The organism is Sorangium sp. So ce381 (assembly GCF_051473845.1).
GTDB lineage: Bacteria > Myxococcota_A > Polyangia > Polyangiales > Polyangiaceae > Sorangium > Sorangium atrum.
Genome location: NZ_CP150336.1, coordinates 6,075,140 through 6,095,651 on the forward strand (window position 1 = coordinate 6,075,140; position 20,512 = coordinate 6,095,651).

Here is a 20,512-nt window from a genome sequence, read left to right on the forward strand (position 1 = left end):
CGGCGGAGCGACCGATCGAACCTGGCGGGCGCTCATGCTCCGCCGCATCCCCGATCGCAACATCTGGCTCGTCTTCGGCGCGATTTTCCTCCTCGGTCTGGCGTACGGCATCGCCATCTCGCTCACGGCGGTCTTCCTCGATGCGCGCGGGTTCACCAAGACCGACATCGGCCTGCTCGCGTCGTGCTTCGCGCTCGGCATCGTCCTGCTCTCGCTGCCGATGGACACGCTCATCCGCCGGTTCTCGGCGAAGACCACGCTGATGCTCGCGCTGGCCGGGTACGCGGCCGCGGTCGGCGCCTTCCCCTTCCTGCCGAGCTTCGCCGCCATCGCCGCGGTGCGTTTCCTCGACGGGGCCTGCTCGGTCGGTATCTGGGTGAGCTGCGAGACGATCCTGCTCGCCCGGTCGGACAAGGACAACAAGGCGTTCGTCACGAGCCTCTACGCCGTCTCGATGGCGCTGGGCTACGTCCTCGGGCCGCTCTGCGCGCCGCACATCGTCGCGCTCTCCTCGATGCCCGCGGCGTTCCTCCTCTCGTGCGTGATCTCGCTGCTCTCGGCCGTCCTCGTGCTCGCGCGCCTCGACCGCGACCTGCCGGGCATGTCCGAGGCCCACGGGAAGGCCGGCGCGGCGAGCGCGGAGGATCCCTCGTCGTCCTCCGCCTCGATCCTCTGGCGCATCAAGACCGCGTGCTTCGCGACCTTCGCCTACGGGTATTTCCAGGCGTCGGTCGTGCTGTTCCTCCCGCTCTACCTGATGGCGTCCAAGGGGGTCACGCGCGATCAGACGATCCAGATCCCCGCCTACTTCGCGGTGGGCATGCTCCTCTTCACCAACGTCTTTGGCCGGATCGGCGACCGCCGCGGCCACCTCCTGCTCATGCGCGTGCTCGGCACGATCGGCACGCTGATGATCCTCGGCTTCGTGTACCTCGATCGTTACGACGCGATGTGCGTGGCCGTGTTCGTCGCGGGGGCGACGCTCGCGTCGATATCGCCGCTCAGCCTGGCGCTCCAGGGCGTCGTCACCGCGCCGCGCGACTACAGCCGCGCGAACTCGATCTACAACGTCTTCTACGCCGCCGGGATGCTCCTCGGCCCTCCCGCGTCGAGCGCCATTTACCAGGCCGCGGGCGGCATCGCGATGATCTACCACCTCGCGGTGCTGTGGGCCGCGTTCGTCGTGTTCACCGTCGTCTTCGCGGGCGACGACCCGGCCTCGCGGCGCAGCGCCGGAGAGCGCGTCAGCGTCCCGGTCTGGAATGAATAGCGCCGGGGCGCGGCGGCGCCCCGGCTCGACGCGGCTTCAGTAGAGCACGCGGGTGCGGATGCTGGTCTCCAGCGCCCCGATGCGCCGGCTCACCTCGGCGGACACGTCCTGCGACAGGTCCATGATCAGGTAACCGATGTTGGCGTCGGTCGACAGGACCTGGCTGTCGATGTTGGCGTTCACGTCCGACACGATGCGGTTCACGTCGCGGAGCACGCCAGGCACGTTGCGGTGGACGTTGAGGATGCGGTGCGTGCCCTTGAGCGGCGGGAGCTCGACGTTCGGGAAGTTCACCGCGCCCGTCGTCGCCCCGGTCGTCCCGAGCTGCGTCAGCGCGCGCGACACCTCGCGCCCGATGGCCTCCTGCGCCTCCTCGGTCGAGCCGCCGATGTGCGGCGTCAGGATCACGTTCGGGAGCTTCTGCAGCTCGGTCAGGAAGCCGTCGGAGTTCGACTCCGGCTCCTCCGGGTAGACGTCGATCGCCGCGCCCGCGAGGTGGCCGCTCTTCAGCGCCTCGGCCAGCGCCGGGATCACCACGACCGAGCCGCGGCTCGCGTTGAGCAGGTACGCGCCCTTGCGCATGTGCGCGAGCTCGGCGGCGCCGATCATCTCCCGCGTCTCCGGCGTGGCCGGCACGTGGAGCGAGACGAAATCCGACTCCGCGAGCAGCGCCTGCAGCGTCGGCAGCGCGCGGTTGTTGCCCATCGGGAGCTTCTGGGCGATGTCGTAGTAGACGACGCGCATGCCCATCGCCTCGGCGAGCACGCCGAGCTGCTGGCCGATGTGGCCGTAGCCGATGAGGCCGATCGTCTTGCCGCGGATCTCGTAGCAGGCCTTCGAGACCTTCTTCCAGGTGCCCGCGTGCACCTCGCGCGACCTGTCCCCGAGCTGCCGGGCCAGCATGATGGACTCGCCGATGATCATCTCGGCGACGCTGCGCGTGTTGCTGAACGGCGCGTTGAACACAGGCACCCCGCGCCGGTTCGCCGCGTCGAGGTCGACCTGGTTCGTGCCGATGCAGAAGCACCCGATGGCGATCAGTCTGTCCGCCTTCTCCAGCACGCGCGCGGTGACGTGCGTCTTGCTCCGGATGCCGAGCATGTCCACGCCCGCGAGCGCGGCGATGAGCTCGTCTTCCTTCAGCGCGGAGCTCCGCGTCTCGATCTCGAACGATCGCGACCGGAACAGCTCGTGCGCGCTCTGGTGGATGTTCTCGAGCAGGAGCACCTTGACGGGCTCCTTCGCGACAGGGGGGGTCGTCTGGAATTTCGTTGCTGAGGGCGTCATGGGCTTCATCCGTCAAGGCCACCTCTACCGCAACTTCGCCCTTTTGCATCCCAGGATCCGACCCGACGGCGACACGTTCAATGCGCGCCGATGCCAGGGCGCGACCGTCCCGCGCATTCGTTGCGCGCGGCAGACTGCCGCGCCGCCCCGCCGCGCGCCGCAGGGGAGACGCCCTGCCAATAGCAAGCTAGATTGCGCCGCATGCGCCACCGCAGACACGCTCGACTCCCTGCCGTCCTCGTCGTCGCCGCGCTCGCCGCCTCCCCTGGATGCAAGGGCAAGCCCGGCCCCAGCGGACCGTCCCCCAACGCGACGAAGGTCCCCGACGCGCCGACGGCGTCGGCGACGATCGACACGACGCCGCCGCCCGTCCCGCCCTCGAAGGGCGCGCTCATCGAGGACGAGCGCAACTCGATCGCCGTGTTCCGCGACGTCGCGCCCTCGACGGTCTTCGTGACCCAGCAGCGGCTCGTGGTGGACCGCTTCTGGGGTACCGCCGTCGAGGTGCCCGCGGGCTCTGGCTCGGGCTTCGTCTGGGACGCCGACGGGCACATCGTCACGAACTACCACGTCGTGGCCGGCGCGCAGTCGCTCGTCGTCCGGCTCCAGGGGGAGAAGACGTTCCCGGCGAAGCTCGTCGGCGTCGAGCCGCGCAAGGACATCGCGGTCATCAAGATCGACGCCCCGAAGGACATGCTGAAGCCGATCCAGGTCGCGCCCCTGCGCGAGCCGCTGGAGGTCGGGCAGAAGGCGATCGCGATCGGCAACCCGTTCGGCCTCGATCACACGCTGACGACCGGCATCATCAGCGCGCTCGGGCGCCAGGTCCAGGGCGTCGGCGAGGTGACCATCCGCGACATGATCCAGACGGACGCCGCCATCAACCCCGGCAACTCCGGCGGCCCGCTGCTCGACTCGAACGGGCACCTCATCGGGATGAACACGATGATCTTCTCGAAGAGCGGCAGCTCCGCCGGCATCGGCTTCGCCGTGCCGTCGACGACGATCGCGCGGATCGTCCCGCAGATCATCCGGACCGGGAAGGCCGAGCAGGTCGGCCTCGGCATCCAGCTCGATCAGTCCCGCCGCCTCGAGCGGCGCAACGGCATCCGCGGCCTCATCATCATGAGCGTCGTCCCGGGCGGCCCCGCCGACAAGGCGGGCCTGCACGGCCTCTCCGAGGGCGACCGCGGGCTCGTCCTTGGCGACGTGATCGTCGGGATCGACGGCACGCCCGTCGCGGACTACGACGGGCTGTACCAGGTGCTCGACGGCAAGAAGCCGGGCGACAAGGTGAAGGTCGACGTGCTCCGCGGCCCCAACGGCGAGAAGGCCACCATCGAGGTCGCCGTCGAGCTACTCGGCTGAGCCGCCCCCCTCCGGCTGCCCCCCTCCCGATATACCCGAGCGCTGGCGGAGCTCGCCCGCTGCGGGCGGGCTCCTCTCTTAGGCTAGGCAATGATCGTGTCGACTAGCCCGCCTTCTAGGCTCTCGTCGCCGAAGTCGTCGAGCGGGCCGCCCTGGCCGTTGGTGCAGCCGACGGCCGCGCCGATCGTGTTGAGCAGCTTGTTGACGGTGATCCGCTCGTCGATGAACTGGCCGGTCTTCAGGTAACCCGCGGCGCCGCCGGCGAGGATGTACGGGACCCTGGAGTAGGCGTGGTACTTGTCCGCGAGGTCGTTGAGCCACACGGCCACGCCGCGGTCGAGGAGCGTCCCCGAGCCGAGATCGTACGACGAGAGCCTGTCGAGCAGGTGCTTGAACATCCGCGCGTGGATCCGGTCGATCTGGTGGTGCAGCTCCTGCGCGCCCTCGATCGGCGGGCCGACCTCGCCGTCGCCGTCGATGCGGTGCGAGATCTTGTGGAAGCTCTTCTGCCGCACGCCGTGGATCGTGTACTCGGTCGAGTCGTTGCCGTCGCCGACCTGCAGGGTCGCCGCGCGCGTCGCGCCGCACGCCATCGCCAGCGCGATGATGTCCATCTGCATGCGGGTGACGGTCTCCACGTTGTCGTAGCTGCCGACGTTCGGGGAGATCGCCTCCATCTCCGCGACCCGCTCCGGCGGGAGCGCGCAGGCGAGCCCGACCTCGAGGTCGCGGATGCTGTCGAAGTGGAGCTGTAGCCGCTCGCGGTCGCCCTTGCTGAGGTCCTTCCGGCCCATGAGCGCCTGCATCTGCTCCCGGACCAGGTCGTTCACGCTGGCGCGGCGCGCGGCCAGCGCCTCCGCGGCCGCGGCGTCCACCTCGGCGAGCCCGAAGAGCTTCTGGTACGCCTTGTACGGGTCGCGCTCGGCGGCGCGCAGCTGCTTCGGCCCGCGGTACGAGAGCACCTCGTTGATGTAGCCGGCCATCCTGCCCGCGTAGAGCGTCAGCGGCTCGACGCCCGCCGGGTTGAGCTCGGTCGCGATGCGGTTGTCGATCGACTCGCCCATCGCCAGCGACTCGTTGCCCGCCGGATCCTCCGACACCTGCGCGGCCGTCAGGCACTGGTTGCCGCCGCCGGAGTGGCCGCAGCCGTTGCCCTGGAACGCGAAGCGGACGCCGCGCACCATGATCAGCCGGCTCGCGTAGTCCTTGAGCTCGCTCACCGCCCGGTCGGCGTCCGCGGCCATCGACTCGGCGGTCAGCGGGCCTGTCGCGCTGGGCCAGAACATCTCCGGCTCGTCGCCGACCTGCTGCGCCACGCCGTTCGCCTGGCGCATGAAGATCGCGAAGGGCGGCACGTCGCCCGTACCGGCCGCCGCGCGGCGCGGCGCGAAGGTCTCCAGGAACGGGAGCGCCACCGTGACGCCGAACAGGCCTCGAAGCACACGTCGTCGGGTGATCATGGCGCCTCCGCGGGAACGCGAGCGAGGAAAGGGGTGGAGGAGACGATCCGGACGATGAGCTCCTTGGTCGAGGCGCCGCCGCGCGACGCCTCGCCGAGCTCCTCGACGAGCGCCCGGTCCTCCGCGCGCACGCCGCGGCCGTGGGAGAACTCGATCCAGCGCTGCGCGTAGCACGCGTGCGCCTCGCTGCTCTCGGCGAGGAGCCGGCTGAACTCGACCGCATCCGCGTAGCTCCTCGGCTGGCCGCCGAGCGTGTAGACGTCCGCGGAGTCGACGGGCGCGCCATTGTCGGTCGTGCGGTACTTGCCGATCGCGTCGTAATGCTCGAAGGCGAACCCGGCGGGGTTGATGAGCACCCCGTGGCACGACGCGCCGCACGTCCCCTTGCCCGTGTGCGCCTCGACGCGCTCGCGGTTGGTCGCGAGCTCGCCCGGCGGCAGCGAGGTCGCGTTGTCGGGCGGCGGCGGCAGCGCCGCGCAGAGGATCCTGAGGTTCACGAACACGCCGCGGTGGATCGAGTCCGGCTGCCGCGCCGTCGCCTTGGCCGCGAGGAAGCCGAGGCGCGTGAGCAGCCCCGAGCGCTCCGCCTCGTCGAGCTCCACCCGCTTGAACTCGTCCGAGAAGTCGCCCTCGACGCCGTAGACCGCGGCGAGGTGATCGTTCACGAACGCCGTGCGCTCGGTGAGCAGGTCGGTGAGCCCGCCCTCCTCGTCGAAGACGACGTGATCCACGAAGAGCTCCGCCTCGCGCTGCATGTCGTCGCCCATCTCGGGGACGAACTCGGGGTAGAGCGCCTGGTCCTTGTTGAGGTCGTGGTACTGCTCGTAGTCGTAGAGCTGCCGGTGGAACGCGCCGACGACCTCGCGGGCGCGCTGGTCCTCGAGCATCCCCCCGGCGTAGGCGCGGACGGCCTCGCGGGTCGAGAGCTCGCCCGCCTTCGCCGCCTCGAGGAGCTCGTCGGAGGGCATCGTGTTCCACAGGGTGTAGGCGAGCTTGGTCGCGATCTCGTATCCGCCGAGCGGGATGAGCCCGCCCTCCGCCGGACCGGCGCCGATCTCGACGCGGTAGACGAAATGGGGGGACTGCAGAAACGCCTCGATCGCCGCGCGGACGCCCGCGGCGAACGGCTCCTCGCCCTCGAAGAGCTCCTCGCCGCGCTGGAACAGCGCGACGTACGCATCCCGCTCCTCGGCCGTGAGCGGGCGCCGGAACGCCCGCTCGCCGAACCGCTCGACGAACGCCTGCGCCCGCGCCTCCGGCGCGTCCGGCAGGTCCGCGGGCGCGATCCGATCGAGCTTGCCCTGGTCGGCGGTCACCATCGCCGCGAGCTCCTCGGCGGCGCGCTGGTAATCGCCCCAGAGGCCCGGCGCCACCAGCAGCGCAGCCTCGTTGTTGTCGAACACGCCGCCGAGCGGGTCGCTCGTGAACGACGCCGAGAGCCCGGGCGTGTCGTCGAGGCGCAGGAGGTCGCGCACCGTGTTCTCCCACTGCGCGTGGGTCAGCCGCGGGAACATGCTGCGCTCGGCGACCTCGGGCCCTGTCGGCCCGCCCGGAATGACGCCATCCCCTTCGCCTTCCCGCGGATCACCCACGGCGCCCGTACACCCCGAGATCAGGAGCGCAGCGACGCTCAGCTGCGCGCCGAGCAGCCGCCGCCACCGCGGGAAGGCGGTCAATCGACAAGCCAGTGAGATCATCGAGCTCTCCTGATGAGCAGATCGATTGTGTACGCAGGAGACACACCTCGGCCGCCATCGCGACGAGATGGTCAATCGATAAGCCGGTGAGGTCGCCGACCTCTCCTGAAGAAAGGCTCCGAACAAATCCGGACTGCACCAGGCAGCCGACGGTGGGCGCAGCGCCGGGTGCGACGAGGCGCCCTGCTGAAGCAGGGCGTCGCGGAGCAACGACGCGACGCGCCGACCATCGGCTGCCTGGCGACAAGAGGTTTCGTTCGCTCTAAGCCAAGCAGCTAGATCCAGTTATGTAGGAAATACACTTTACTAACAACCCAAAAAAAATCTTGGTCGATGGCAGATGCGCGGCGATCGCCCTGGAGCAGACAAATCCAACGGCACCCAAAACTCTTCTTACTCGTGTGTGTGATCTCCCATGCATGCCGGCCATGGCAGGAGATCTCGATGGCTGGCCAGGCCCGCCGAGGCGGGTGCGGTGTTGCCGCCGGGAAGTTCGCTGTTGCTGCCGCGCAGCGGGTTCAGCAAGCATCTCCGCGATGCGCCCCTCTCGCCTCCGCCGCTGCCACGCCTGGTCTGCGCTGGCGCTCGCGTCGCTCGCGTCGCTCGTCTCGCTCGCCGCGTGCGAGCGACGGGCAGCCCCGCCCGGGGGCGGCGCGGCGGTCACCGAGCAGCAGGCGCCTCCCGCCGCGCCTGCCGCGAGCGCGACGGCCCCCGCCGCCGCGGTCGAGTACCTCGAAGAGGTCACGGGCGGCGCGGACCGGAACGAGGCGCTCCCCCTCGTCATCGCGATTCACGGGCTCGGCGACCGGCCCGAGTCGTTCGCGGGTCTGCTGTCGGGCGCCGACTTCAAGGTGCGCCTCGTCGTGCCGCGCGGGCTCGCGCCGTACGGCGGCGGCTACTCGTGGTTTCCGCTCCAGCAGGCGCTCGCGAGCGATGACGTCGGACAGGGCATCTTGCGCGCGGCTGCCGCGCTCGCGGCGACGATCGAGCGGGTCGCCGCCGAGCGGCCGACGCGGGGAATGGCCATCGTGACCGGCTTCTCCCAGGGCGGCGCGCTCACGTTCGCGCTCGCCCTGCACCACCCGCGCGTCGTCGGCGCCGCCTTCCCCATGGGCGGCTGGGTCCCCCCCGCGGTGCTCGCGGGCGCAGGCGCAGCGGCTCCGGCGCTCGTCGCGCTCCACGGCGAGGACGATCGGCGCGTCCCGATCGGCCCGACCCGCGACGCGATCGCGGCGCTCGACGCGCGCGGCGTCAAGGCGAGGCTGGCGAGCTACCCCGGCGTCGGCCACACGGTGAGCGGCGAGATGCGGCGCGACCTCCTCCAGCTCATCCGCGACGCCGCCGCCGAGGTGCGCTGACGGCCGTCCGGGCACAGCTGCGGCGGGCCAACGATCATCTACCGGACGACGTTGACCCTGCCCTGACGCCGCGTTCGCCTCGACCTCGACACCGAGAGCGCGGGCGAGCACCGGACGTTGCCGTCGTGTGAATTCTCAAGCAGAGGAGTCAGGCAGGGGCCGAGACAGGCTCAGGAGTGATGACGTGCCTCATTCGCTCGCTCTGTCCGAGTCCAGCCGGAACATCGGCGACGATGCGCGCCGTCGCGCTCGCCGCGAACACAGCGTGTATGTCACGGAGCTGCGCGTCCTGACCGCCTTGTGCGCCGAACGGATGGATTACGTGTCCGGGTCACGCCGCGCTCCTCGGCGACAGGGCTCGATCAGCGCAGCCCCTCAGGAGACCTCGCTATTGCAAAAATGTAATACATCTCACATTTTTCCACGGCCCGTGCCCATGGATGGAGTGAGCCGCAGGTACAGCGGCGCCGCGCGTAGCGCCCCGGTCCATCTACACGGCGCGCGCGCCATACCCTACGTTGCGGGCCCGAATGAAACCGGATCCTTCCGATCGCTTCGCGCGGTGGCTCAGCCACCCTCGCTTCTTCACGGCTGTCTTGCTCGCCGCGCTCGCCCTGGCGCTGCCCACGGTGGCGATCGCCTTCTATGCCGATGACTACATCCTGTTCTGCTACCTCGCGAAGCTGATCCCTGGCTCGCCGCCCTGGTACGATCTCTACAACTTCTTCCCGGGCGCCCCGGAGGAGACACGGGCTGCCGTCTCCATCTCCGGGCTGCCGTGGTGGACCGATCCGGAGCTCAGGATCCACCTTGTCCGCCCCCTGGCGAGCGCGCTGTTCACGCTGGAGCGCGCGGTCTTCGGCGACACCCCGCTCGGATACCACCTCGTCTCGATCGCGCTCTATGTCGCCCTGGTCGCGGCCGCAGGCAGGCTGTTCCTGCGCGTGCTCCCGGGCGCGACCGCGGCGCTCGCGCTGCTGATCTTCGCGATCAGCGGGAACCACGTTCACCCGGCCGGCTGGATCGCGTGCCAGCACCTGCTGCTCGCGGCGCTCCCGGTGGTGCTCGGGCTGCTTGCGGTTCTCCGCTACCGCGAGGAAGGGTGGCGGCCCGGGCTGTACCTCGGCCCGCTCGGGCTCGGGATCGGGCTCCTCGGCGGCGAGGCGGCGCTCGGGGGGGCGGCGTACTGGATCGCCTATCAGGTCGCCGGTCCCGTGCCGCCGGGCCGCGCGGACGGCTGGCGCGCCCGGGCGGCCGGCGTGCTCCCGGCGCTCGGCCTCCTCGGGTACTTCGCCGCGTACAAGGCGTTCGGCGGCGGCGCCGCGCACACCGGCGGGTATATCGACCCGCTCACAAGCCCCCTCGCCTTCGTGGCCGCCGCGGCGGAGCGGCTGCCCATCCTGATCGGCGGCGCCCTCGTGGCCGTACCTGCGGATCTCTCCGTCCCGCTCCCCAAGCTCCCCTTCATCGCCGTCGGGCTCGCGGCGGCCGCCGGCGTCGCCCTCCTCTACCGCGCTTGCCTCCCGGCGGTCCCCGAGCGCGAGCGCGCCGCCCTGCGCTGGCTCGTCCCCGGGGCGCTCCTCGCGTTCTTCACGAGCCTCGGGGGCTTCCCCGGGTCGCGCCTGCTCCTGATGCCGGGCCTCGGGATCGCGCCGCTCCTCGCCGTCGTCGTCCTGCGCGGGCTGCGCCGCGCCGCCTCGCCCGGGGTCGCGTCATGGCCCCGCCGCGCCGGCGCCTGGTTCCTCGCCGCCGTGCACCTCGGGATCGCGCCGCTCCTGTTCCTCGCCGCCACCTCATCGAGCATCGATATCGCGCGCAAGGTCGAGGACATCGCCCGCAGCGCGGAGATCGAGGCGCCGCCACGCAAGCGGGTCTTCATCGCGGCCGCCTCGGATCCCATGGCAGCCATGTACCCTCAGGCGATCCGCGCCCTGGAGTCGCCCGAGTCGTTCTCCTGCTGGTCGATCCTCTCCATGAACAAGGGCACGCACCGCCTCACGCGCACGGGCCCGTCCTCGTTCTCCCTCGGGCCCATCGGCGGGACGATGCTGACCGGGGCGTTCGAGACCCTCTACCGCGCGCCGTCCTCGCCGATCGCCGCGGGCTACGAGGTCGGCCAGTGCGGCGCCACGATCCGGGTCGCCGAGGTCGCGGACGGGAGGCCCACGCGGCTCGAGGTCGATCTGGGCGCGCCGCTCGAGGATCCGGGGCTCGTCATCCTGGCGTGGCGCGACGGGAGGCTCCGCCGCGTCGCACCGCCCGCGGTCGGCGAGGCGGTGGAGTTCCCGTGGTCGCCGGGGCCGATCGGGTTCTTCTGAGCGCGGCGCTGGCCCCACGGACGCCGGGCGCGCGCTCGAGCCGCCCGGCGCGCGTTCGAGCCGCCCGAGCGCTGCGCGATGGCCCCCGCGCCCGCTGTGATACCGTGGCCGCGTGCCCAGCAGACCTCCGAGCAAGGCGGCCGAAGGCGGCCCCGAGACGCTGACGCACACCGGCTCGCCCGCGGATGACGGCGCGGGCGCGGTGCGCCGCTTCCGTCTGGAGCTCGTCGAGGGGCCGGCCCGGGGCGTCGTGTGGGATTCCTCCGCCGATCGGTGCTCGCTCGGATCGGACGAAGGCAACGACCTCGTCGTCGCGGACCCCACCGTCTCGCGGTTCCACTGCGAGATCCGCATCGACGAGGCCGGCGCGCGCGTCCGCGACCTGAAGAGCCGCAACGGCACGGCCGTCGACGGCGTCTCCGTCGTCGAGGCGTTCCTGCGTACCGGCAGCCTCATCCGCGTCGGCAAGACCGTGGCGCGCTTCGAGTTCGGCACGGAGCACAACCGCCTCCCGCTGTGGGACGAGGCGCGGTTCGGCGCGCTCTCGGGCGCGTCGGCCGCCATGCGCGGGGTGTTCGCGCTCCTGGCCCGGGCGGCGGAGCGCGACGTCACCGTGCTGCTCGAGGGCGAGACCGGCACCGGCAAGAGCCAGGCGGCCCGCTCGATCCACGAGCGGGGCGCGCGGCGGGAGAAGCCGTTCGTCGTCGTCGACTGCGGGGCCATCCACGGCAACCTGATCGAGAGCGAGCTCTTCGGGCACGCGAAGGGCGCGTTCACGGGCGCGGCGGAGCAGCGCGTCGGCGCCTTCGAGGAGGCGTCGGGCGGGACCATCTTCCTCGACGAGATCGGCGAGCTGCCGCTCGACCTGCAGCCGAAGCTCCTGCGGGCGCTCGAGGCGCGCGAGATCCGCCGCGTCGGGACGAACACGGCGCGGACCGTCGACGTGCGCGTCATCGCGGCCACGCACCGGGACCTGCGCTCCGAGGTGAACGCGGGCCGCTTCCGGGCCGATCTCTACTTCCGGATCGCGGTCGTGCGGATCCCGATGCCGCCCCTCCGGCAGCGGCCGGAGGACATCCCGGCGCTGCTCGACGATCTCCTCGCCGCGCTCCACGCGACGCCGGAGGAGGCCGCGGCGCTGCGGGAGCCGAAGGTCATCGCCCGCCTGAAGCGCGCGGCGTGGCCGGGCAACGTGCGCGAGCTCAGGAACTACGTGGAGCAGTACCTCGTGTTCCGCGCGCCGCCGCCCGTGAGCGAGCTCGCGCCGGTGAACGCCCCGCCGCCGGTCGACGCGAGCGTGCCGTACGCCGAGGCGCGCGACAGGGTCCTCTCGGACTTCGAGCGCCGCTACTTCGAGGCGCTGCTCCGCGCCCATGACGGCAAGGTCTCGCGGGCCGCGGCCGCCGCGGGGCTCGATCGGCGGTACCTGTACCGCCTTCTCCACCGGCACGGGCTGGGGCCGGAGCGCGATCCCGAGGGGTAGCGCCGCGGCGTCGGAAACTTGGACAGGGTTGGCGGGGGCCGGATAGGAGGGAACCATGCTCGATCCCGCGCCGTGGACGAACCGCTCCTACCGAGGGCGGGTATGCCTCTGAAGACGCCGCCCCTCGCCGTCCGCTCCCCCGCTCCGGTCGCCGACGCGGCGGCGGTGATCGAGATCGCGGCGCGCACCTTTGGCAATTACGCGAGCTTCCGCGCCGATTGCGCCGCCTGGTACGTGAACCACAGCCACTACGACTGGGACGCCTCGGCCGTCGGATTCCTCGGTGATGCGCTGGTCACCCACTGGGGCGTGTGGGGTTACCGGATGCGGATCGGTCGGGCGGAGGTGCGCTGCGGCGGCATCGGCGCGGTGGCCACCGAGGCGGCCCACCGCGGGAAGGGGCTCATGGCCCGCACGGCTCCGCACAGCCTCGACCGCATGCGCGCCCGCGGCTATCACCTCTCGATCCTGTTCGGGATCGACGACTTCTACCACCGGTTCGGCTACGTGCCGGCCTGGCCCGAGTCGCGGTGGCGCGTGAAGCTCGCCGACCTCCCGGCCACGCTGCCTCCGCCGCGGGGGCTCCGCCGGATCCCCGCGGCGCCCACGCAGGCGCTGGTGCGGCTGCACAACCGGTGGAACGCCGGCCTCACAGGCACGGCGGTGCGGCCGACCTTTCTGCGCTCGTGGAGCGGCATGCGCAAGGACGTCGAGGCCTGGTGTTGGGGCGCTGATCGAGAGCGCCCCGAAGGGCATGTCGTCGTCCAGGCGGGCAGGAACCGGCTCGTCTGCGCCGAGGCGACCGGCGCACCGGACGCTGTGCTCTCGGCGCTCGGGGCCCTCTGCCGGCGGAAGGCGCTCCCCGAGCTCCGCTTCGACACGCTCCCCTACCGCTCGGCGCTCGCCGCGCGGCTCCGGACCCTGAACAGCCGCTACGAGCAGCGGTATGCCGAAAGCGGCGCCGCGATGGTCCGGGTCGTCGACCTCCCGGGGTGCCTCGCGGCGATGGCGCCGGAGCTCGCGGCCCGGCTCGCCGCGTCCGAGCTCGCGGGCTACCGCGGCGCGCTCACCCTCGCCAGCCCGGAGGAGACGGCGACGCTCCGCCTCGACCGCGGCCGCGTCGAGGTCGTCCACGGGCGGAGCGCCGCTGGGGCGCGCAGCGCGGTCCGCGGCGGCTGGGCGGTGGCGCGGCTCCTCCTCGGGTCGGACGCGCCGGTGGAGGTGTGCGACGCGGGGAAGCTCCGGCTCACCGGAGACGCCGCCCGGCTCGTCCCGGTGCTCTTCCCGGCGCAGCACCCGCAGCTCACGCTGGCAGACAGGTTTTGAAGGGCGCCGGCTCGTTCCCCCTCACCCCACCTGATAAAAAGCCGGTGTAACCACATCGCATGTCGCAGCAGAGGGGGGTTACACCCGCGCCCGGGCAGGGTCACGGCGGCGCGGCATCGGCCTCGATGGGCCGGCTGGCCAGGAGGTCGTCCAGCAAGGCGCGCAGCGCCACCGATTGGCTGGCGGCCCGCGTATACAGGGCGGTCGCTTGGATCATCGGCAGATCGAGGTCCGGGAGCAGGCGTACCAGCGACCCTCGTTCCAGGTCGGGCAGCGCGAGGAACTCGGGTACGAAAGCGATGCCCAGCCCCGCCCTCGCGGCATCCCGCGTGACGATCATGTTGCCAGTGCTCATGCGCCAGGGGACACGCACGGTCTCCCCGCCGACTTTCCAGTGAACGAGCTCGGGCCGCGTGACGATGGCCGCATGCCGGGCGAGGTCGGCGGGCCTCTGGGGCACGTCGTGCTGCTCCAGCCAGGTCGGCGAGGCGACGATGACCATGGTGATATCGGCGAGCTTGTGGCTGATCAGCTCGCTGTCCTCGATCGCCCCCATGCGGACGGCCATGTCGTAGCCGCCATTGACCAGGTTGACGCGCCCGTCATGGAGATGCAGGTCGATGCGGACCGCCGGATAACGCCTCATGAACGAGAGCAGGCGGGGCGCGATCGCCGCCTGACCGTAGGCGACGGGCGCGGTGATGCGCAGCAGCCCCGAGGGAGCCGCGTGGAGGATCTTGACCTCGGCGGTCGCCTGCTGCGCCTCTCGAACGATGGGCTGGACCTTGTCGAAGAAGCGCCTGCCCGTATCCGTCAGGCTGAGCGCGCGCGTGGAGCGGATCAGCAGCGGAGCGCCGAGCCGCTTCTCCAGGAGCGCGAGGTTGCGGCTGAGGGTCGCCTTGGGCAGGCCGAGCGCCCGGCCGGCCGCGCTGAGCGAGCCTTCCTCGACGATGCGCACGAACATCGACAGACCGGACAGATCATCGGGCTCCCTCAACGTTCCACTCCTCGAACGCGGCCGTTCCAGGGCGCCCTCTAGCGCCGTCCCGGGCATCTTCGCATACTCCGGACGTGATCCCTAAGCGTGGCGGCGCCGGCGCGACGTCCCGCCTCGCGGCGATCCGCGCGGATGCACGGGCCGCGATCGGGGATCGCCTGTCTCCCCGAGGCCCCTGAAGACGCAGCGCGCACCTCGACGCGTTCAGAGAGGTCGCCGTGAACCAGGATCTCTCCGCGACCCCTCCGGCGGTGGATGCGATCCGGAAGATGGTGTCCAGCGAGCAGCAGCGCGCGCCAGGGAGAAGCATGCAGCCGATGGACAGCTTATGAATCTCGAACAGTCCTCGATCAGAGTTGCGGTCATGAAGGCCCCCGGCCGGATCAGCCCCGCCGCCAACGCGCCATCCCTCGAGGCTCTGGTCTCCGCTGCGCGCGAGCTCGTCCCGTGTCTCCGCGAGCGAGCCCAGCAAACGGAGATCGAGCGCCGCGTCTCGGAAGAGACGAACCAGCTCTTCCATCGCGCTGGCTTCTATCGGCTGATGCAGCCGGCTCGCTACGGCGGCTACGAGTACGGCTTCACCGCGCTCCTCGACGTGATCAGCGAAATCGGGCGAGGCTGCACCTCGTCCGCCTGGGCGTGCTCGCTGGGGGCGATCCATCAATGGCTGCTTGGGTTGTTCCCGGGGCAGGCGCAGAACGACGTCTGGAGGGAAAGTCCCCGGGCCATCCTGTGCGGCTCCTACTCGCCCGTCGCCGCGGCGCAGGCGGTGGATGGCGGATACCTGATCCAGGGCAAGTGGCGCTTCGCGTCCAACGTCGACAACTCACAGTGGGCCGTGCTGGGCGTCCAGTTTCCGAGGGAGAACGACGCCACCCCCAACGCTGGCTTCTTGCTCGTGCCCCGCTCCGACTGGTCAATCGAGGACGACTGGCACGTCGCGGGTCAAGCGGGCACCGGGTCCAAGACCGTGGTGCTCGACAAGCCGACCTTCGTCCCGGGTCACCGGAAGCTCACCTTTGCCGAGGCCGCGTCCGGCGCGCCGCCAGGGGCCGCTGTGAACCCCAACCGTATCTACAGCATCTCGTTCCTCTCGGCGATCCCCGTCTGCCTCGTGGCCCCGCTCCTGGGAACCGCCCAGGGCGCCATCGACGCCTTCATCGATCTCTGTGAGGACCGCGTCACGCGCGGCGGCATCGGCGGCGCGGGAGCGCGCCTGAGCCAGTTCGCCCACGTCCAGTCGCGCCTGGCCGACGCGGCGGCCGCCGTGGACGCGGCGAGGCTCGTCCTCGACCGCGACATCACCGAGGTGGAGCTGACAGCAGCCCAGGGGAGGTCCGTGAGCGTCGAGAAGCGCATCCGCAATCGGCGGGGCCACGCCTACGCGGCGAAGCTGTCGCACTCCGCCATCGATGCGTTGTTCTCGTGCGTCGGCGGCAGCAGCTTGGCGCTCGCTCAACCCATCCAGCGCATGTGGCGAGACGGCAACGCGATCGCCCAGCACATCACCCTCAACTGGGACGCCGTGTCCACGATGGTAGGCCAGCACATGCTGGGCCTCGAGCCGAAGGGGGCCTACTGAGAGTGACGTCGCCCGCGCCCTCGAGCTCGGGTCGCTCGCGCTGGTGCTCTCGGAGGCGCGCCACGGCGAAGGCGCGGCGCCGCTCGTTCGCGCCGGAGGAGCCCGCCTCTGCCATGCGGCTGCCAGCGTCATCGAGGTCGAGCAAGCGTTCTCAGCAATCGGATTGACGGCCCCTGTGATCGCGCTATGCCTGACCCGGCGACGGTGTCTCCGAGCAGGCCCATCGGGCACACCGGGTCGACCGCGGTGGGGGGACCACCGGTGCGGGAGGGCCGGAGGCGGGCATACGAGACCCGCCCGCGGCCGCTCAAGGATCACGTCCAGAGTATGCGGCGTTACCCGGAGCGACGCCAGACGGCGATCTGGAACGGCCGCGTTCGAGGCATGGAACAGGGCGCCATCTGTCGGGTCTGGCAGGCGAGCGGAACCGCGGGCCGGGAGGCCGCCTCTCCAAATGGATGGAAAACTGCCAACTCATTGGCAAGGCGCCACGCGCATCCACCGGGGCTGCTACGTTGCCGCCGGTTCGGCGACGTGGAGCGGCTGTCTGGCCGCGATGCGCGGACGTTCGATCCGTGGCCGGAGCGCCACCCGAAGGTCTTCACCGAGCTACTCACAACAGGCTGCGACGAGCGCGCAGCCGTCGACAAGCAACCCGAGGAACAGAGACCATGGCCTTCACTCTTCCCGAGCTCCCCTACTCCAGAGACGCGCTGGTTCCCCACATTTCGGCGGAGACGCTCGACTTCCACCACGGCAAGCACCACAACGCCTATGTCACGAAGCTAAACGAGCTCGTGGCAGCGGACCCGGCGCTCGCGGGCAAGAGCCTCGAGGATCTCGTCCGCACGACGTCCGGCGGGGTCTTCAACCAGGCAGCTCAGGTGTGGAATCACACGTTCTACTGGCACAGCATGAAGCCGCAGGGCGGCGGTGAGCCTTCCGCCGCGCTCCGTGCGGCGATCGAGGAGGCGTTCGGAAGCGTGTCGTCGTTCAAGGAGAAGTTCAGCGCCGCGGCCATCGGTCAGTTCGGCTCGGGCTGGGCCTGGCTGGTGAAGAACAGCTCCGGCAAGCTGGAGATCGTGCAGACGGGCAACGCCGGGTGCCCGCTCACGGAGGGCAAGACGCCGCTGCTCACGTGCGACGTGTGGGAGCACGCGTATTACATCGATTACCGCAATGCCCGGGCGAAGTACGTCGAGGCATGGTGGAACCTGGTGAACTGGGACCACGCCGCCTCGAAGCTGTGACCCACGCGCTCCGCGAAGGCGGCGTAGAGGCCGCCATGCTTCCAGGCGTCAGAGCGATCGGCCTGAGCTGACGCAGAGCGGGGCCGCGCGGGCGTCGGCCTCGTCAGGCGGAGATCGTTTGCCCGTCCCGCGCGCGTGGGCCGGGCGCCTGGAGCGCCGCATTCTCCTCCGAAGACGATGATTCCGGCAAAGGCGGGATGGGGATAAACCCGCCGGGAGCGAGCGCTGGGCTTGACGATTCCGCTCGAGCCATTCCAAGCTCGGCGCGAGTCATGAGCCACGCCCGCCGCACGAGCGCCGAGATGGATGAGCTTGCCCACGCGGCGCAGCGCGATGGGTTCTGCCTCATAAAGAACCTCATTCCGAAGCGCCTGCTGCTCTCGTGGCGTGAGGCCTTCGCGCCGCTCCTCGACGCCCACATCGCGCGTGAGGGGCACCTCAAGAACCGGGGGCCGGGTCGCTATTATGTGACGCTCCCGTTCAGGGCCCCCTTCGCGGAGCCGCGCATCTACGAAGACGAGACGATCCTGGGCGTGGTGGAGCGCCTCGTCGGCGCCGACATGACCATGGTCCAGCTCGCGACCGACACCCCGCTCCTCGGGTCCGACTACCAGGACGTCCACCGCGACGCGCCGCCGCTCTTCCCCGAGACGGGGAAAGAGACGCCCGCGTTCCAGCTCGCCGTCAACTTCCCCCTGGTCGACGTCACCGCCGAGAACGGCCCGATCGAGATCGCCCGCGGCACGCACATGCTCTCCAAGGCCGAGGGGATGCGGCGCCTCGAGCAGGGCGAGGTCGCGCTCGATCCGATCCCCATGGAGCTCGGTGACGTCATGGTCCGCGACGTTCGCGGCCTCCACCGCGGGACCCCGAACCGCTCGCGCGAGCCGCGGCCCATGGTCGTCATCGGCTACAGCCGCCGCTGGCTCTTCCGCCCGGAGGTCTCGATCCGGGTGCCCCGCGAGAGCCTTTCCCACCTGTCGAAGCGGGCGAAGCGCATGCTCGGCTTCAATCCCGTCGTCGAGTCGCTCGACGTGCGCGAGGAGACGGAGGAGACCGAGGTCTACCAGGCCTTCGCCTACTGACGCGCGACGCCGCTCGCCCCGTGGGGGATGACGCTCACGCCGCCCCGAACTTCTCGTCCAGCTTGCTGAGCTGGCTGGTGAAGCCTTCCTTCTGCATCTCGGTGAACTCGGGGCTGTGCATGGTGTCGAGCAGCACCACCATCTTCACGCGGTCGCCGAGCTCCGTGAGCTCGACCTCGATGTCGGCCTCGTAGGGCGGTACGCCGGGCAAGAAGTCGATCACGTTGCGGAGCACGAGCCGTGTCATGGGCCTGAGCTCGGCGAAGGTGGAGGCGACGGCGTGCGAGGGTGGCTGGCCGATCTCCGCCATGGCGCGGACCATCTCGGGCGTGGCGGCGATCATCTCGTAGCGCAGGGCGCCGCCCGGCCTCGCGTCGAGCTCCGCCACGGCGGCCCGAAAGTTTCGCGGCCCCCACCAGGACTCGAAGCCCTCGCGCGTGGTCCAGAGGTCCCAGACCTCCTGCAACGTAGCGCGATAGGTGCGCTCGACTCTGACTTTGGATCGGGCCTGGGCTTTGACTGCGCTGTTCATGGTCGCTTCCTCTTGGTTGGGCCGTCTTGAATGGCCGGGTTCTTCTGAGCTGACGCGCGCTTCTTCTCGAGCGCGGCACCGAAACGATCGAGGCGCTCCTCCCAGAGCTGCCGGTAGCGGCCGAGCCAGTCCTCGAGCTCGCGGAAAGGCTCGGGACGAAGGGAGTAGAGGCGCCGCTGCCCGTCGGGGCGCATCGACACGAAACCTGACTCCGAGAGGATGCGCAGGTGCCGCGACACGCCCGACTGGTGGATGCCGGCCTTCTCCACGACCTCGGCCACCTGCTGCTCGCCAGAGAGGAGAGCCTCGACGATGCGGCGGCGCGTGGGATCGGCCAGCGCCTGGAAGACGTCCAGTTGCATGCAGGTACATATACACCACAGTGCATACGTCGGTCAAGCGGAACCGTGCGAGGGGTTGCGCGCGCGGCCGGACCTCGGAGCGCAAGGCGAAGCTCGTCGAGGCCATCGAGCGCCACGAGAAGCGGCTCCAGCGGCGGTCCGCTCGCCCGGAACCTCCTAAATATTTGAATTAACAGCGCTTTCGTGTGACAACCGGCCAGCGAGAGAAAAAAAATTCGTCGGCGTGTCGATCCGGGCCCGGCTCGTTCGTCGCTACTTCAGAAGAACGGTCGTCAGGACGGTCGCAGGCGATGCCTGTGCCGGAAGGAGTTGCGTTCATGTCGAGGCTTCGTGTAAACGCGTTTTCGATCTCGATCGACGGTCATGGCGCCGGTCCCGGCCAGAATCTGGCCAATCCGATGGGTGTCGGAGGGATGGCGCTGCATCAGTGGGTCCTCGGCACGAGGACGTTCCAGAAGATGTCCGCCGACTACGCTGGCTCGCTGATCGGCGACACGGTCGGCCGGGCGGGCGTCGACGACGACTTCGCCGCGCGCGGCTTCGAGAACCTCGGCGCCTGGATCATGGGCCGCAACATGTTCGGGCCGCAGCGGGGCCCCTGGCCCGACGACGGTTGGCAGGGATGGTGGGGCAAGAACCCGCCCTACCACGTGCCCGTCTTCGTGCTCACGCACCACGCTCGTGAGTCCTTCACCATGGAGGGCGGAACGACATTCCACTTCGTGACCGATGGCATCCACGCCGCGCTGGAGCGCGCGAAGGAGGCGGCCCAGGGCAAGGATATCCGGCTCGGCGGTGGTGTCGCCACCGTTCGGCAGTACCTCACCGCGGGGCTGATCGACGAGCTCCACCTCGTGATCTCCCCCGTGCTCCTCGGCCGGGGCGAGCACCTCCTCGCCGGCATCGATACGGTGAGCCTCGGCTACCGATGCACGGAGCACGCCTCCACGGACCACGCCACCCACGTCGTCCTGACGAAGTAGCTTGATACCAGGGAGAAGAGCTCCTTCGTGAATCCACCCGGCGCGGGTGGGCGAAGATACGGCGCCGTCGCACAGGAAGGCAGCGCGCGACATGCGGAGACACGCGCCGGCTCGCGGTACGGGGCGCATCCACGTTGACGCCATATCCGTACAA

Annotated in this window: 16 protein-coding genes; 10 read left to right on the top strand and 6 right to left on the bottom strand. The window is 70.4% G+C overall.

Annotation, left to right across the window (positions count from 1 at the left end; all coding sequences use genetic code 11):
* The first annotated feature begins 34 nt into the window (after positions 1-34).
* Positions 35-1,270 (top strand): MFS transporter, encoded by a 1,236-nt coding sequence (locus WMF29_RS22560; RefSeq protein ID WP_437330811.1) that lies wholly within the window; start codon positions 35-37, stop codon positions 1,268-1,270.
* A 36-nt stretch (positions 1,271-1,306) separates the two neighbouring features.
* Here WMF29_RS22560 and serA read toward each other — a convergent pair whose 3' ends face one another.
* Positions 1,307-2,566, bottom strand: a complete 1,260-nt coding sequence (serA, locus tag WMF29_RS22565) for a phosphoglycerate dehydrogenase (protein ID WP_437330812.1) — start codon at positions 2,564-2,566, stop codon at positions 1,307-1,309.
* A gap of 192 nt (positions 2,567-2,758) precedes the next feature.
* On the opposite strand from serA, the gene WMF29_RS22570 reads away from it, so the two are divergent.
* Positions 2,759-3,925 (top strand): S1C family serine protease, encoded by a 1,167-nt coding sequence (locus WMF29_RS22570; protein ID WP_437330813.1) that lies wholly within the window; start codon positions 2,759-2,761, stop codon positions 3,923-3,925.
* An 83-nt stretch (positions 3,926-4,008) separates the two neighbouring features.
* Here the strand turns inward: WMF29_RS22570 and WMF29_RS22575 are convergent, their stop codons facing one another.
* Together WMF29_RS22575 and WMF29_RS22580 are read right to left on the bottom strand one after the other, a co-directional pair.
* A complete protein-coding gene (locus WMF29_RS22575) occupies positions 4,009-5,385 on the bottom strand; it encodes a DUF1552 domain-containing protein (RefSeq protein WP_437330814.1) in 1,377 nt (458 codons plus the stop codon).
* Positions 5,382-7,082: a DUF1592 domain-containing protein gene (locus WMF29_RS22580; RefSeq protein WP_437330815.1), complete on the bottom strand. Its 1,701-nt coding sequence runs from the start codon at positions 7,080-7,082 to the stop codon at positions 5,382-5,384. Before WMF29_RS22580 ends, WMF29_RS22575 begins: the two co-directional genes overlap by 4 nt.
* Positions 7,083-7,618: 536 nt before the next feature.
* On the opposite strand from WMF29_RS22580, the gene WMF29_RS22585 reads away from it, so the two are divergent.
* The 4 genes from WMF29_RS22585 (at position 7,619) to WMF29_RS22600 (ending at position 13,567) form a co-directional block, all read left to right on the top strand.
* Positions 7,619-8,440: an alpha/beta hydrolase gene (locus WMF29_RS22585; protein WP_437330816.1), complete on the top strand. Its 822-nt coding sequence runs from the start codon at positions 7,619-7,621 to the stop codon at positions 8,438-8,440.
* A 530-nt stretch (positions 8,441-8,970) separates the two neighbouring features.
* On the top strand, positions 8,971-10,758 hold the full coding sequence (locus WMF29_RS22590; protein ID WP_437330817.1) for a hypothetical protein: 1,788 nt from the start codon (positions 8,971-8,973) through the stop codon (positions 10,756-10,758).
* Between the two features lie 112 nt (positions 10,759-10,870).
* Complete coding sequence (locus WMF29_RS22595; protein ID WP_437330818.1) at positions 10,871-12,241, top strand: sigma 54-interacting transcriptional regulator; 1,371 nt, start codon at positions 10,871-10,873, stop codon at positions 12,239-12,241.
* A gap of 102 nt (positions 12,242-12,343) precedes the next feature.
* Complete coding sequence (locus WMF29_RS22600; protein ID WP_437330819.1) at positions 12,344-13,567, top strand: GNAT family N-acetyltransferase; 1,224 nt, start codon at positions 12,344-12,346, stop codon at positions 13,565-13,567.
* Positions 13,568-13,667: 100 nt separating this feature from the next.
* Here WMF29_RS22600 and WMF29_RS22605 read toward each other — a convergent pair whose 3' ends face one another.
* The gene (locus WMF29_RS22605) at positions 13,668-14,621 is read right to left on the bottom strand and encodes a LysR family transcriptional regulator (protein WP_437330820.1); all 954 of its coding nucleotides are present in this window, start codon (positions 14,619-14,621) and stop codon (positions 13,668-13,670) included.
* 271 nt (positions 14,622-14,892) lie between these two features.
* Here WMF29_RS22605 and WMF29_RS22610 point away from each other — a divergent pair, with 271 nt between their 5' ends.
* The 3 genes from WMF29_RS22610 (at position 14,893) to WMF29_RS22620 (ending at position 18,481) form a co-directional block, all read left to right on the top strand.
* Positions 14,893-16,146, top strand: a complete 1,254-nt coding sequence (locus WMF29_RS22610; protein ID WP_437330821.1) for an acyl-CoA dehydrogenase family protein — start codon at positions 14,893-14,895, stop codon at positions 16,144-16,146.
* Positions 16,147-16,817: 671 nt separating this feature from the next.
* On the top strand, positions 16,818-17,396 hold the full coding sequence (locus tag WMF29_RS22615) for a superoxide dismutase (RefSeq protein WP_437330822.1): 579 nt from the start codon (positions 16,818-16,820) through the stop codon (positions 17,394-17,396).
* Positions 17,397-17,668: 272 nt separating this feature from the next.
* On the top strand, positions 17,669-18,481 hold the full coding sequence (locus tag WMF29_RS22620; protein WP_437330823.1) for a phytanoyl-CoA dioxygenase family protein: 813 nt from the start codon (positions 17,669-17,671) through the stop codon (positions 18,479-18,481).
* Positions 18,482-18,515: 34 nt separating this feature from the next.
* Here WMF29_RS22620 and WMF29_RS22625 read toward each other — a convergent pair whose 3' ends face one another.
* Positions 18,516-19,013 (bottom strand): SRPBCC family protein, encoded by a 498-nt coding sequence (locus tag WMF29_RS22625; protein ID WP_437330824.1) that lies wholly within the window; start codon positions 19,011-19,013, stop codon positions 18,516-18,518.
* Positions 19,010-19,375 carry an ArsR/SmtB family transcription factor gene (locus WMF29_RS22630; protein ID WP_437330825.1) on the bottom strand — a complete coding sequence of 122 codons (366 nt, stop codon included), beginning with the start codon at positions 19,373-19,375 and terminating at the stop codon, positions 19,010-19,012. Before WMF29_RS22630 ends, WMF29_RS22625 begins: the two co-directional genes overlap by 4 nt.
* Positions 19,376-19,692: 317 nt before the next feature.
* Between WMF29_RS22630 and WMF29_RS22635 the strand changes: the two genes are divergently transcribed.
* On the top strand, positions 19,693-20,358 hold the full coding sequence (locus tag WMF29_RS22635; RefSeq protein ID WP_437330826.1) for a dihydrofolate reductase family protein: 666 nt from the start codon (positions 19,693-19,695) through the stop codon (positions 20,356-20,358).
* The last annotated feature ends 154 nt before the right edge of the window (positions 20,359-20,512 follow it).